This is a genomic window from Actinotignum schaalii FB123-CNA-2, assembly GCF_000411135.1.
Classification (GTDB): Bacteria; Actinomycetota; Actinomycetes; order Actinomycetales; family Actinomycetaceae; genus Actinotignum; species Actinotignum schaalii_A.
On record NZ_KE150262.1, the window covers coordinates 759,777 to 773,213 of the forward strand.

Sequence of the window (13,437 nt, forward strand, 5' to 3'; positions counted from 1 at the left end):
CACCACGAGGACGGAGAACTATGAACCTAACAACCTTGCGGCTCGTCACAGATATCTGCAACGGGATATTTTTTGTGATCCAGCTGGCGATTCTCGCGTTTATGGTGTGGGCGCTGGTGGCTTGTCTGCGCCGCCCGGATGCGGATTTTCGCTATGCCCGCAAGGATAAGAAGTTCTGGAGCGGGGTGCTGCTGGGCTGCGCTCTCGTCACGGGGATCGTGCTTTTTACACCCATTCGCCTACCTTTCCAGCCGTTCCTCATGCTCGGGGCGGCTTACGGCGCGCTCTACTATCTGGGTCCCGAAGAACAGCGGATGGGGCCGCGCCGCGGTTCGCGCGGGCGCGGGAAAGGGTCCTGGTAAAGCGGGGTGAGCGCAGGCCCTTAGCTGCGTCGTCGTACTACACGCACCACGAAGGAGGAAGAATGCGAGCAGTTATTCAGCGCGTCACGCGCGCATCCGTCACGGTGGACGGCAGTGTGATTTCGCAGATCGGCACGGGACTGTGCGTGCTCCTGGGTGTAACGCACGGGGATGGCGCCCCGGAAGTGGAGAAAATCGCGCGGAAAATCGCGCAGCTGAAAGTACTGCGCGCCGCGGATGGAACCGATGAGCCGAATAGTCGGCGCAGCGCGGAAGAAGCGCAGGCTCCCGTGCTGCTCGTTTCGCAATTCACTCTGTACGCGGATGTGCGTAAGGGCCGCAAGCCTTCGTGGTCCAAGGCCGCGCCCGGGGAAATTGCCGATCCGCTCTATGAGGCGGTGGTGCGCGAATTGCGGGAGACCTACGGGCTGGAGGTAGCCACCGGGCAATTTGGGGCCATGATGGATGTGGAGCTCGTTAATGACGGCCCCTTTACGCTCCTGGTTGAGGTGGAACCGGCCAGCGCCTAACTCGCCGCGGCGCCCCATAATCCTAGGTCTAAGGGCCTAGGGATAGTGAAATAAGCTCAGAAATCTCATCAAGAACAGCGATTTCCGCGCTAATTCGGCTTTTTCCCTCAGCAAAATGTGAGCCACACACTCATGCCACTGGCGAACAGGGGACGGCTCCCGGGCCGCGGGCCGTTACTCTTTTAGAAGATTGCAAGTGCAAGGAGAGTTATGTTCGAAAGGTTCACTGACCGCGCCCGGCGAGTCATCGTGCTCGCGCAGGAAGAGGCACGGAACCTCAAGCACAACTACCTGGGGACCGAACATATCTTGCTCGGCCTCATTCGCGAGGGCGAAGGGGTGGCCGCAAAGGCCTTGGAAGCCCTGGGGGTGACGCTTGAGTCCGTCCGGACGCAGGTCATCGATATTATCGGCGAAGGCCAGGAACCACCCTCGGGTCATATTCCCTTCACGCCGCGCGCCAAGAAGGTCATTGAGTTCGCGATGCGTGAGGGGCTTCAGATGGGCCACTCCTATATCGGAACCGAACATCTCCTCCTCGGTCTCACCCGCGAAGCGGATGGTGTTGCCGCGCAGGTCCTCATCAAGCTCGGTGCGGATATGCCCACCGTGCGGAACCAGGTCAGCCAGCTCATCTCCGGTTTCCAAGGTAAGGAAGCCGTTGGGGTGGGTGGGGGCCCGCGTGAAGGCACCAAGGCCGGCTCCACGATTCTGGATCAGTACGGGCGTAACCTCACGGCCGCCGCGCGTGACCACAAGCTTGATCCCGTGATCGGCCGGCATACCGAAACCGAGCGGGTTATGCAGGTGCTTTCCCGGCGCACCAAGAATAACCCGGTGCTGATCGGGGAACCCGGCGTGGGTAAAACCGCGGTGGTCGAGGGCCTGGCCCAGTCCATCGCCGCGGGTAATGTGCCGGAAACCCTCAAGGATAAGCAGCTGTATTCCCTGGATATGGGTTCCCTCGTGGCTGGTTCGCGCTACCGCGGCGACTTCGAGGAACGCATGAAGAAGATCCTCAAGGAAGTTAATACCCGCGGGGATATTATTCTTTTCATTGACGAAATCCATACCCTGGTGGGTGCGGGTGCCGCGGAAGGTGCCCTGGATGCCGCCTCGCTGCTCAAGCCGATGCTGGCCCGCGGGGAACTCCAGGTCATCGGGGCAACCACCCTCGATGAATACCGTAAGTACATTGAAAAGGATGCCGCGCTTGAGCGCCGCTTCCAGCCCATCCAGGTGGAACAACCCACCGTGGAACAAACCATTGATATTTTGCGTGGTTTGCGGGACCGGTACGAGTCCTACCACCGCGTGACTATTACCGACGACGCCCTGGAGGCGGCCGCCACCCTGGCGGATCGGTATATTAACGACCGCTTCCTTCCCGATAAGGCCATTGACCTCATCGACGAAGCGGGGGCGCGCCTGGCCATCCGTAAGATGACCGCGCCGCCGGAGCTGCGCGAGCTGGACGATAAAATCGCCTCCACGCGCCGCGCTAAGGAAGCGGCTATTGACGCCCAGGACTTTGAGAAGGCCGCTGGCCTGCGTGATGAAGAGCAGAAGCTCGGTGAAGAACGCGATGCCCGTGAGCAGGCTTGGAAGGACGGGGATATGGACGTCGTCTCGGTGGTGGATGAAGATCTCATCACCGAGGTGCTCTCCATGTCTACCGGTATCCCGGTCTTCAAGCTCACCGAAGCGGAGTCCGCGAAGTTGCTGCGTATGGAAGACGAGCTGCATAAGCGGGTTATCGGCCAGCATGAAGCCGTGACCGCGCTTTCCCAGGCAATTCGCCGTACCCGCGCGGGACTCAAGGACCCGAACCGCCCCGGTGGCTCTTTCATTTTCGCCGGGCCTACCGGTGTGGGGAAAACCGAGCTCGCCAAGGCACTCGCGGAATTCCTTTTCGGGGATGAATCCGCGCTGATCACTTTGGACATGTCCGAATATTCGGAGAAGCACACCGTTTCGCGGCTCTTCGGTGCTCCTCCGGGATATGTGGGTTATGAAGAAGGCGGCCAGCTCACCGAGAAAGTGCGGCGCAAGCCTTTCTCCGTGGTGCTCTTTGACGAAATTGAGAAGGCCCACGCGGATCTCTTCAATTCTCTTCTCCAAATCTTGGAAGAAGGGCGCCTCACGGATGCACAAGGCCGGGTGGTGGACTTTAAGAACACCATCATCATCATGACTACCAATCTGGGTACGAAGGATATCGCGAAGGGTGTGCAAACTGGTTTCCAGTTCGATGCCGATACCACGTCTTCCTACGAGCGCATGAAGACGAAGGTTGCGGAAGAACTCAAGAACAATTTCCGGCCCGAATTCCTCAACCGCGTGGATGACATTATCGTCTTCCCGCAGCTGGGCCGCCCGGAAATCCTCCAGATTGTGGATCTGATGATCGGCAAGCTGGATAAGCGCCTGCGGGATCAGAACCTGTCGATCGCCCTGACGAAGGATGCGAAGGAACTCTTGGCGGATCGTGGTTACGATCCGGTGCTCGGGGCACGCCCGCTGCGCCGCGCCATCCAGCGTGACGTGGAAGATGTGCTCTCCGAGAAGCTGCTCTATGGCGAATTCGCCAAGGGGGACATCATCGTGGTGGATGTGGATAAGGAAAATATTCCGATGTCCTTCACCTTCACCGGCCAGTCGCCCGACCAGCCGCTACCGGATGGTGTGATCGAAGCCGAAGAACCGGCGCAAATGGAAGGCTTGGCTTCCGGGGTGAATACTCGCCCCAGCGGCGGGTCGGTAGCCGGTGCCGGCGCGCCGACTTCCGGAGGTGGCCTGGCCGCAGCGAACTAGGATTGCTGCGTCCCAAGCGGGGCCGCGAGCTAAAGCCCCACATTAGGGGCGGCCACGCTCAGGCACCGGCTAGGGCCGCTAGCAAGGAATAGCTGATACCGAGAGCTCGAAGCTAACCGATCAGGTGCGCTTCGAGCTCTCGCGTTATCACCGGGGTTGTTTCGGAGCGGGTAGTGAGCAACTCCGATACCGTGCGGCGCTGCCCGGCAACGGTGTAGTGCACCTCCCACTCCATGACGAGCGTGGCTTTCACCTCCTCATTGGCCTGGCGGTACATAACTTCCGTAAAGGGCTGGCGGGCCGGGATGAGCTGTGCTGAGTGAGCGGGGAGCGAGCCGCTGGGCGTGGCGTTTCCGGAGTTTCTTGCGGCTGTGCTTTCCGCGCTGGGCACCTCCCAAGTTGCCCGCACGGGAATCAGGTCAATAACAACCTCCGCGCCGAGCACTACAACCGGATGCCGTTGAGCCGGAGCGGAATAATGCAGGCGAACAGGGTAGTTGATCGCCACCCAGCCGCGCGCCGGTTCCATCCGCGCCTCAGCGCTCGCTACCGCGATCCGGATACTTTCCGTGTGGATAAGCCTTTCCAGCTGCGCGGGGGTGGGAGGCGCTCCCGCTTGAGTGCCGGCCGGAGGAGTGCCATTACCCAGTATCCAACTGAGAATTCCTGCCGCGCCGCGCACATGGCCCGGTAGAGACGCATCACGCACCGCGGCTACTAGTGCACCGCGCGACCACGGCAGGCCATAAGGCCCGCTGGAGAGTCCGGCGCTCCCGCTGGCAAGGGCACCTGAGCTTGATGACACTCCGGCTGCCTCGCCGGGCGAACGCCTGGTGTAACTCACCTGACCTTCCACGGTCACTCCGCCGGCATCGGTGCGGGCGGTGTAAATGCGTTCCTCACCATCCGCATATTCGCGGGCGAGGGCCGGAGCGCTCACCGTGCACGAGCCAAGGCATATCACTGCGACCACGCCTACGATGAAGGCGCGCAGGAACCAGCGCGGTCTGAACCTGGGGTTGGTGTATGGCCTCATCACACGCCTCCATCCAAAATGTCATCGTTCATCCCCACCGCATCGACGATCCAGTTACTACCGGAGCGGAAAATCCGCATGGTCACAAAGAATTCTTCGGCACGATCTGTTTTTTCGGCGCCTTTGCGGTTCATCACTGGATTGGGTGGATGGGAAACGGAGAACTGCACGGTATAGGCGGCTATGGGATCATTCCAGCGCCCCCGCGCATCGCTAAAACTAAAAACGGTGGCTTGCCGGGGCCGGAAATCAGTTTCTTCACGTTTCGCGATCTGGTGTTGGCACCAATCGCATTGTTCTCCGGCCAGTGGGGAGAGGGGCGCGATATCGCCGGTGATAGTTGCGTAATCGAGGAGGGTGAAAAGATACTGCCCGGCCGCGATGGCTCCCGCTACGGAATCTTCGGACATCTGGGCGGGTGGTGCGGGCACTGGAATCTGGACCGGCCAGGTGGGGGGAGAGGATGGGGGAACTGAGGGCGCGACAGAGCCAGAACTGATGGTAGACGAGGGTGAGTTCGCAGCGGGTGGGGCGGAGCTAGCAGCAGGCATTCCGGAAAAGTTACCGGGGGAGAGCCCAGGGGGAGGCGCGCCTGCCCCTGCCCCACAGCTGCTGAGAAGGAAACAGAGGCTGGCAAGAATTCCGGCACGGCGCCCGGTTATGAGTACGTTCATGGCGCCACGTTAACAGTCGCGTTGCACCCGCCCAGAGCCTATCCACAGGAGGACTCGTAGCGGCGTGTCATCCACAGCTTGTGCCGGCTCAGCTACGCGGTACCCGTCTCCGTCACCACAACCCGCGCTTCGAGCTCGCGGCACGCTCCCGGCTCCAGCAACATTTCACGGCCTTCGGCGCGATTGAAAGCATTGGGGAGCGCCTGGCACGGCTCCATAGCTACCGCCTGCCCGGCGTCGCGCGCCAGCCCGGCGCCAGCAAAAATATGGAAATTCTTCGAAGGCCAGTCGCCCAGGCGTGCCCACAGGGCTACTTCGCGATCCCCGGTGTGCAGGCGTGCCACATTCCAGCTAGTCCCGGCGCCACCGTTTCCGTCCGCGCTACCGTCCGCACCTCCGCCAGCGCCGACAGCACCCGCATCCGGTCCGGCGTCATCGGCAAGCTGCGCGTAGGCCCAATCCGTGGCCGGGTCGATGGGGGAGTGCGCGAGCGGCTCGCACGGCGCGAAAGCGCCGGCGCCGTCGTACGGAATAAGCGTGGTATCGGTGGCGATACGCGCGCGGCAGTCCAGGCTCAGGCGTGCCTCCGCCAGCGGACCGGCGAGCCGGAAATACGGATGCCAGCCGAGAGCGACCGGGGCCGCTACTTCGCTGAGGTTCTCGGCGCGTAGACGCACGTGCAAGGAGCCGTCGGCACCAATGCTGTAAACAATGTTTACGGCAAGCTCGAAGGTGTAAACACCGTTTGCATCCACGCGGGTGGCGAACTCGAGAACGCCGTCGCCTGCGCGAATAACCTCGAACTCCCGGGTAGTGACCAGGCCGTGCAGGCCGGCTTCAGCCTCAGGAATCGGGGCCGGCACGCTATGAACACCGCTTACAGGAATATTGGCGTGGAGTTTAGCGCGCACGGCTGGATCCTCGCCGTGATAGAGCGCGGTCGGGTAGCGCCCTTCGCGGATGCGATTGGACCACGGCACCAGCACGGCACTGCGAAAACCGTTGAGCTCACGCAGCTCAACAGGATCGCGGTAGCCGTCGATGATCTCGGTATCGCCCAGGCGATAGCTGAGCAGGGTGGCGCCGCGAGTGGCCGCGCGCAGCGTAACGGTGCGGCCCGCGCACACGCGTTCAGTGGTGACGATCATGGTCCTTCTTCCTCGTAAGTCCGGGTACGACGACGCCGCAGCTGCGGGCGCCTCCTTTAGCTTCCCACGTTCTCCAGGGTACGCGCCAAAGTCGGGTAGGCGGGCCTTGGCGTCTACTCAGTAAATGGATTATGTGTCGATATTTAACTGGATTTCTGGCAGTGAAGAGGCATCTACCGGATTGTCGTGATCTGTGTGCTCCCTATCCCAGGTTTCGGGCCTTCCTAAGAAGTTGGCGATTGCTAACCAGGCAGCGCCGCGGGAAAGAGGTGCTCCCCGAGCGAGGGTCGCCCGGATATCCAAAGGGGCCTGACCACTCCAAATCACGCGGGAACTAATTTCCTTTTGGATATTAGGGAGCAAAAAATCGTAAATATCGGCGAGTTGCCCGCCAAAAATCAAAGTAGGGGAGTGGATCAGATTAATTGCGCTAGCAGCTGCTCGGCCGATTAGGGTAGCTACTTCCTTGACCACTTTGGTAACAGGGGTTTCGTTTCGCTTAAGCAAGGAAACAAGGGTTCCAATCGTTGTTTCAGTCGGTAGGTTGCTGGCTGCAACAATTGCAGATCTGGTAGCAAATGCCTCAAGACAGCCGTTTTGTCCGCAGGTGCAAATGCGTGCTTGATCCGAAACGTAGATGTGGCCTAAAGACCCACTCCAGCCGGTGCTATCGGGTGAAAGTGCTCCGTCCAATATATGTACGGCGCCGATGCCTGAATCGAGGTTGACGTAAAGAAAATTATCAAGCTGCTCGTCATTACGGTGAAGATAGACCGTTTCTGCGCTCGCTCCCGCTGTTGTGGAATTGGAAATGACGATATTGCAATCAATTATTCCCTCGACAATTCGAGATAATTCGACGTTTATCCAACCGAGGGGGGTGGAATTTACTACGGTGGAGGTGGCTGGATCTACGATTCCGGGAAACGTGATTACAACTTCCTTGAGCGAGAGTCCGGCAACGTTGCATTGCGTTGATACGGATCGCAGAATTGCGGCAATATCATCGAGGGTTTGAGAGGTTGAGTCTGGGGGCATGTCAATTAGTCGTTCGATCAGCACGTTTCCCGTCAGATCTATTAGAGATGCCTCTACCGCTTCAGCGGAAACATTGATCCCGAGGGCGCAGTATGTTCTTGGGGCTGGCGTTAAGGGCGCCCCGGGCCTGCCAGGGCCAGAGACATAAACTTCGTTTTCCCGCACGATATCACGGTTAACAAGCTCGTCAACTAGTCGTGAAATAGTGGACCGATTTAATCCGGTTGAGCGGGCTAGATCCGCCCTTGATGGGGCTGAATTGGTGAAGATAATCCGGCTTGCTAAAGAAGCTAAATTTTGGTTGCGGACAGCACCGTGAGAGGTCTCAGCAGCTTTTCGCACAGCAAGTCTCCGTAGATGTTCCGAAAGGGTTGATCACCACTTAATGATAGAGGACGCTATCAGCCGAACTTGTGGCGCGTGACACAGAAGTGTCGACGTGCGCATTGTTGCATTTAATGCAACTGGACGGGTATATTGCAAACAGCAACAAAATCTAACGCTGGGGTTGGAGGTGCAATGAAAAAGAGCAATGTCGCTGGTATTGACTTGTCTACACGTTCCTGCCACGTAGTAATTCGTGATCTGGAAACGGGTGAGCTGGTTCGCGGCGCAACTGCATCTTTCCGCACTAAGACAGAGACCAATCCGCGGACATGGATGGAAGCATATCGTTCAGCGGTCGAACTTGCTGGCGGATTAGATGATGTAGTGGCGATGTCTGTTGCCGGACAGCAGCATGGTTTCGTTGGTCTAGGCGCTGACGGGAATGTCCTGCGTCAAGCGATTCTTTGGAACGATAATCGCTCCAAGGAAGATGCCGAAGATCTGATTAGAGAATTAGGCCGAGGCGATGTTTCTGAGGGACGTAAGCTGTGGGCTGACAGCGTCGGAAGCGTGCCAGTTTCGTCGTTGACAGTTTCGAAGCTGAGGTGGTTCGTTGATCATGAGCCTCAGCTATTCAAACAGTTATGTGCCATTGCATTGCCTCATGATTGGCTCACGTGGCAACTTATGGGTGCTGACGACTCCCGAGACGGCCTAGAGAAAAAGCGGGATATTCGGGAACTCGTTACAGACCGCTCGGAGGCTTCGGGCACCGGTTACTACTGCGCGGAAAAGAACGAGTACCGCAACGACCTAATTGACTTGGCGGCAAGAAGTGAATTATCTAAGAGACTCGTTTTGCCACGTGTTGTTGGAAAAGCAGAATCTGTAGGAGAACTGAATTCTAAAGGCGAGGCAATCGTTTTGGGTCCCGGATGCGCTGACAACGCAGCCACGGCGCTGGGGCTGGATTTACCTCCCGGTGAGGTGTGTGTTTCTATAGGAACTTCTGGTGTTACTTCCTTGGTTTCGGACAGTCCGATTAAGGACAGGACTGGTCAGGTTACTGGTTTCGCGGATGCGACTGGACGGTATCTTCCTTTAGTCGGAATGCTTAATGCGAGCCGTGTTCTCGATGACGTTGCCCTTCTACTTGGAATGACGCTAGAGGAACTCTCACGTGCCGCACTTAATGCCGCGCCTGGGGCGGAAGGCCTTGTGGTGATTCCATATTTCGCGGGAGAGCGAAATCCGCGGCTTCCGGAAGGAATGGGAGCGGTTTTGGGAGTGTCATCACGAAACCTCACGGCGCCGAATCTCGCGCGTGCGGCATATGAAGGAATCGTAGCGAGTGTAGCTCGAGGTCTTTCCGCATTTCGAAGGCTTGGTGTGGAGGTTACCGGTATAACACTGGTAGGTGGGGCGTCGCGTACGCCAGCTATGCGCCGGATAGCCGCATCAGTGCTCGGTTTACCTGTGAGCGTTCCTGAGTATTCAGCTTACTCAGCCGATGGCGCGGCACGACAGGCGGCATGGACTTATATGGGAGGAGACGATCCTCCGGCATGGACTCCACGTCTCCGGTCTCAGTACCAAGCGAAACACGACTCTTTTATTATCGAGAGATTTGAGGAGGTTGCAGAAAAATATCTTGCAACGGTCAGATGACTGTCTATCTTCAATAGATCCGGGAAAGTTTTGGCAGTAGGCATCCGGTCTCTCGATCTGTAAAAGCGAAGTCATGCAAAGGAGCATGTAATGAAAAAATTCCGCGTACCGCAGGAGGCGGGAATCTTTGGTGTTGTGCTGATAGTGGGTGCTATTATGGCGCTGCTTTCTCCAGCATTCCTCACAATGAATAACATGCAGGTTCTCCTGCTCAATGGGACGGTCGTGCTTTTCCTTGCAATGGGGCAGACATTTGTTCTCCTAACTGGTGGTATTGACCTTTCGGTGGGATCCAATATCGCGTTGACTGGAATGATTGCAGCGCTGGCGATGCAGGGAGGTCTTCCCTGGTGGCTTGCCGCATTGCTGGCCATTGTGACTGGTGCTCTCGTTGGCGTATTCAACGGCGTTTTTATTCATTTTGGGAAAATGCCAGCATTCATCGTCACGTTTGCTACCTTTGGGATTTCCGCTTCAATTCCGAAGATCCTGACGCAAGCCCGGTCAGTAACTGTCGCTGATCCAATGTTCGCATTCTTCGGCCGAGGGAGTATTTTCGGCATCCCTATTCCGGTGGTTTTAGTGCTTATTGCTGCGGTTATTCTCGCTTGGTTCTTGCACCGGACAAAAACGGGTCTCCATATTTACGCGGTTGGCGGCAACAAAGAAACGGCCCGTCTTGCCGGTGTTAATAATGGAAAGATCATCATTCTAGTGTACGTAATCTCCGGTATTTGTTCTGGGTTCGGGGGAATCATTGTTACGTCGCGCCTTATGGTCGGCTATCCGACAGCTGGATCGGGTACTGAGCAGTTCTACTCAATCGCTTCGGCAGTTGTTGGTGGCGTTTCGCTTTTCGGTGGTGTCGGTACCCTTCTCGGCGCGTTCCTTGGTGCCATTTTGATCGCAGAAGTTTCCAATGGAATGAACGTTATTGGAGTGGATTCTTATTGGCAGCCGCTTGTCATTGGCGTAATTATTCTCGTTGGTGTTCTTCTCGATACTAATCGCCAGCAGCTGTCCCTCTCGAAGCTGTTCCGCAAGAAGCAGCAAGCTACGTCGGTGGCATCGCATGCATCTGCGGATACGACCAATTCCGAAATTAGTCATTCACAAAAACAACCTGCTGGAATGCCCGGTGGGAAGAAAAGTATCCAAACCCATGACCGAGACAACGAGGTCTAGGAAAACAGAGGAGAAAAACATGAAAAAGAAGCTCTTTGCAGCTATTGGCGCGACGGCTCTTGCCGCGACAATGGGAGCCTGCGGGGGAGTCGATACCGGAACCGGTGAAAATAGTGGTGGCACTGGCGAAACCGGGAAGGCAAGCGTTCAGATTCCTGAAGCTTGTAACGCTGAGAATCCATACCTCGCAGTGTTGCTTCCTAACCAGCAGAATCCTTACTACGTCGCAATGAAGCGAGGATTTGAAGAAGAAGGCAAGGCGAAGGGGTTCAATGTTGAAGTCCAGATTGCCAATGACGACGATGCAAACCAGCTTGCTCAAGCTCAGGCTATGTTGCAGAAGAATCCCTGTGCTTTGGCGCTTAACCCAGTGAAGTCCGAACCCGCGGCTGCAATCGTCAAGGCAGCTAATGATGCCGGGGTGCCGGTGTTCACTGTGAATATTATTGTCGATCCTGATGCATTAAACGCACAAGGTGCGAGTGTCGTTCAGTATGTGGGCGCCAACAACCATGAGGGTGGCGTCCAGATGGCAGAGAAGGTTCTTGCCGATTTTGGTGCCGACGCAAAGCTGAACATTGGGTACGTTACTGAACCGGATGAATTGCCTGTGGTTCAGCGCGATCTTGGATTCCGGGAAAAAATGAAGAGCAACCCGAATGCCAAGGACGTTGCGGAAGTCGACGGCAATGTTAAACCAGATGATTCACTCAATGTTACATCTGCGATGATTCAGGGTAATCCTGACATTAACGTAATTTTCGCGTCGACTGGCCCTGCCGCGTATGGTGCACTGCAGGCTGTCCAGGCATCTGGTAAGGACATTAAGGTCTACGGTTTTTGTGCCGCTGGTGAAACCCTCACTGATGCTTACCCCGGTTGCGTCGCCCAGGAGCCTGAAGAGTACGGACGCATCCTGGTGCAACAAATCGCAGAATATAAGCAAGGTAAGTCTGTTGAGAGTGAGCTTTTGCAGTCGCTTAAGCAGTTCGAGAAGGGCCAAACCCCTGGTGAAGGAGAATTGGGGTAAAAGATGACAACGTTGGAAACGCCGGGGAGCAAGCGGTCCCTCAAGGCGGTCGATATTTGGAAGCTTTTTGCGGGTACACCCGCTCTCTCCGGTGTTTCTTTAACGGTTCACCCTGGCGAAGTCGTGGGGCTCGTCGGGCATAACGGAGCGGGAAAATCAACTCTGCTTAAAGTACTTTCAGGCGCATACCGTAATGATGATGGTTACCTTGAAGTGGACGGGGAGAGAGTAACCTTCGCTTCCCCTTCAGATGCCCTTTCACACGGGGTAGCTACTGTTTACCAGGAGCTTTCCCTTCTTCCTAATCTCTCGGTGACCGAGAATACGTTCTTAGGGAGAGAAGTTAGGAAAGGCCCTAACCTCGACCGGTCAGCTATGCGAAAATCCGCCAGGTCTCTTATGGAGAAATACGGAATTGATGTTGATGTTGATCGTAAGGTAGGTAGCTACCCCGTTGCGACTCGGCAACTGATGGAGATTGCTATTGCAACAACTCGAAACACGCGCTATTTGCTCCTGGATGAGCCAACAACGTCGCTCGAAGGTGATCAGGTAGAGAGTTTCCTGGAGTGGGTGCGTGATCTTTCTAAAAAGGAAGGTATCGGGATTGTACTCGTCAACCACAAACTTGATGAGCTGTACGCCGTGGCCGATAAAATCGTTGCTCTCGTTGACGGTAAGGTAAGGATTTCGGGAAGGGCGGACGAGGTTTCGCATGCAGAGGTTGTAACCGCGATCGCCGGTGAAGTGAATGCGGGTACAGATGTATCCGTTGAAACTAGCGCTACTGTTCGTGGACGGCAAGGGAAGGTGCCGGAAGGCGTACCTGCACTTTCTGTTCGGAATCTGCGTTCAGTAGCCCATAAAGGTGTGTCGTTCGATATTTATCCGGGTCGAGTCCATGGGTTCTACGGGTTAATCGGATCTGGGCGGACCGAGGCCATGCGTTGTATCTACGGGGCTGATGAATATGAGTCGGGTGAATTTACGGTTAATGGGGACCCGTATAAGCCTAAGAACCCGAAAAGCGCGCAGAAAGCTGGGTTTTCTTATCTCACAGAGGAAAGGAAACTTGATGGGATTGTTCCTCAGTTAAATAGTTATCGAAATGCAACACTCCCAATTACGGACCGGTACTCTAAACCTGGATTCCTTGACCGCAGGAGGGCACGGAAGGCATCGAAACAACAGTTCGACGCTTTAAAGGTGCGAGGTAATGTTGAGGCGTCGATAGAGTCGCTTTCTGGTGGTAACCAGCAGAAAGTCCTCCTAGCTCGAGTCATAATGGAAGACTCGCAGATTCTGATGCTAGACGAGCCAACAAAGGGCGTGGATATTGGTGTCAAAGCTGAAATTCATAGAATCGTCCGGGAACTCGCGCATGAAGAGGGCCTTGCTGTCATGGTCGTATCGTCCGAGGAAGAAGAGATTCTTGAGCTTTGCGATGATGTGACTGTTTTCGCGCATGGCCGAGTTGTCCAATCGGGAGTTCCTGCGGGGGATCTAAACGTTACGCGGCTCCGTGAGATGGCGTGGCAAGAGATTTCTGAATAGGTTCAAAAGATAGTGGGGTGTGAGGCTGCTCAACCGTGGCCCTCGCACCCCACCTTCACTCAGGGAAGAAT

At 56.5% G+C, this 13,437-nt stretch carries 11 protein-coding genes; 7 read left to right on the top strand and 4 right to left on the bottom strand.

All coding sequences use genetic code 11. The features are described 5' to 3' along the window. Positions 1-20: 20 nt before the first annotated feature. From HMPREF9237_RS03085 to HMPREF9237_RS03095, 3 genes are all read left to right on the top strand, one after another. Positions 21-362, top strand: a complete 342-nt coding sequence (locus HMPREF9237_RS03085; protein WP_016442269.1) for a DUF2516 family protein — start codon at positions 21-23, stop codon at positions 360-362. A 62-nt stretch (positions 363-424) separates the two neighbouring features. After that, a complete protein-coding gene (dtd, locus tag HMPREF9237_RS03090; protein WP_016442270.1) occupies positions 425-892 on the top strand; it encodes a D-aminoacyl-tRNA deacylase in 468 nt (155 codons plus the stop codon). Between the two features lie 210 nt (positions 893-1,102). Further along, the gene (locus HMPREF9237_RS03095) at positions 1,103-3,706 is read left to right on the top strand and encodes an ATP-dependent Clp protease ATP-binding subunit (RefSeq protein WP_016442271.1); all 2,604 of its coding nucleotides are present in this window, start codon (positions 1,103-1,105) and stop codon (positions 3,704-3,706) included. A 112-nt stretch (positions 3,707-3,818) separates the two neighbouring features. On the opposite strand, the gene HMPREF9237_RS03100 is transcribed toward HMPREF9237_RS03095, so the two are convergent. From HMPREF9237_RS03100 to HMPREF9237_RS09210, 4 genes are all read right to left on the bottom strand, one after another. Beyond that, a complete protein-coding gene (locus HMPREF9237_RS03100) occupies positions 3,819-4,742 on the bottom strand; it encodes a hypothetical protein (protein WP_016442272.1) in 924 nt (307 codons plus the stop codon). Then, positions 4,742-5,416, bottom strand: a complete 675-nt coding sequence (locus tag HMPREF9237_RS03105) for a DUF6318 family protein (protein ID WP_306471241.1) — start codon at positions 5,414-5,416, stop codon at positions 4,742-4,744. The genes HMPREF9237_RS03100 and HMPREF9237_RS03105 overlap by 1 nt, the downstream gene beginning before the upstream one ends. Before the next feature lie 92 nt (positions 5,417-5,508). Then, the gene (locus HMPREF9237_RS03110; RefSeq protein ID WP_016442274.1) at positions 5,509-6,564 is read right to left on the bottom strand and encodes an aldose 1-epimerase; all 1,056 of its coding nucleotides are present in this window, start codon (positions 6,562-6,564) and stop codon (positions 5,509-5,511) included. A gap of 129 nt (positions 6,565-6,693) precedes the next feature. Further along, positions 6,694-7,944, bottom strand: coding sequence for an ROK family transcriptional regulator (locus tag HMPREF9237_RS09210; protein WP_016442275.1), 1,251 nt, complete (start codon positions 7,942-7,944; stop codon positions 6,694-6,696). Between the two features lie 177 nt (positions 7,945-8,121). Between HMPREF9237_RS09210 and HMPREF9237_RS09215 the strand changes: the two genes are divergently transcribed. From HMPREF9237_RS09215 to HMPREF9237_RS03130, 4 genes are all read left to right on the top strand, one after another. Further along, positions 8,122-9,597: a xylulokinase gene (locus HMPREF9237_RS09215; protein ID WP_016442276.1), complete on the top strand. Its 1,476-nt coding sequence runs from the start codon at positions 8,122-8,124 to the stop codon at positions 9,595-9,597. A gap of 90 nt (positions 9,598-9,687) precedes the next feature. Then, positions 9,688-10,782 (top strand): ABC transporter permease, encoded by a 1,095-nt coding sequence (locus HMPREF9237_RS03120; RefSeq protein ID WP_016442277.1) that lies wholly within the window; start codon positions 9,688-9,690, stop codon positions 10,780-10,782. A 19-nt stretch (positions 10,783-10,801) separates the two neighbouring features. Further along, positions 10,802-11,812: a substrate-binding domain-containing protein gene (locus HMPREF9237_RS03125; protein ID WP_016442278.1), complete on the top strand. Its 1,011-nt coding sequence runs from the start codon at positions 10,802-10,804 to the stop codon at positions 11,810-11,812. 3 nt (positions 11,813-11,815) lie between these two features. Further along, a complete protein-coding gene (locus HMPREF9237_RS03130; protein WP_016442279.1) occupies positions 11,816-13,366 on the top strand; it encodes a sugar ABC transporter ATP-binding protein in 1,551 nt (516 codons plus the stop codon). Positions 13,367-13,437 lie beyond the last annotated feature (71 nt).

Bases quoted from the DNA above. Each gene is read 5' to 3' on its own strand.
- HMPREF9237_RS09215 (WP_016442276.1), top strand. From the start codon at position 8,122: ATGAAAAAGAGCAATGTCGCTGGTATTGACTTGTCTACACGTTCCTGC.
- HMPREF9237_RS03125 (WP_016442278.1), top strand. From the start codon at position 10,802: ATGAAAAAGAAGCTCTTTGCAGCTATTGGCGCGACGGCTCTTGCCGCG.
- dtd (WP_016442270.1), top strand. From the start codon at position 425: ATGCGAGCAGTTATTCAGCGCGTCACGCGCGCATCCGTCACGGTGGAC.
- HMPREF9237_RS03105 (WP_306471241.1), bottom strand. From the start codon at position 5,416: ATGAACGTACTCATAACCGGGCGCCGTGCCGGAATTCTTGCCAGCCTC.
- HMPREF9237_RS03100 (WP_016442272.1), bottom strand. From the start codon at position 4,742: ATGAGGCCATACACCAACCCCAGGTTCAGACCGCGCTGGTTCCTGCGC.
- HMPREF9237_RS03095 (WP_016442271.1), top strand. From the start codon at position 1,103: ATGTTCGAAAGGTTCACTGACCGCGCCCGGCGAGTCATCGTGCTCGCG.
- HMPREF9237_RS03120 (WP_016442277.1), top strand. From the start codon at position 9,688: ATGAAAAAATTCCGCGTACCGCAGGAGGCGGGAATCTTTGGTGTTGTG.
- HMPREF9237_RS03085 (WP_016442269.1), top strand. From the start codon at position 21: ATGAACCTAACAACCTTGCGGCTCGTCACAGATATCTGCAACGGGATA.
- HMPREF9237_RS03130 (WP_016442279.1), top strand. From the start codon at position 11,816: ATGACAACGTTGGAAACGCCGGGGAGCAAGCGGTCCCTCAAGGCGGTC.
- HMPREF9237_RS03110 (WP_016442274.1), bottom strand. From the start codon at position 6,564: ATGATCGTCACCACTGAACGCGTGTGCGCGGGCCGCACCGTTACGCTG.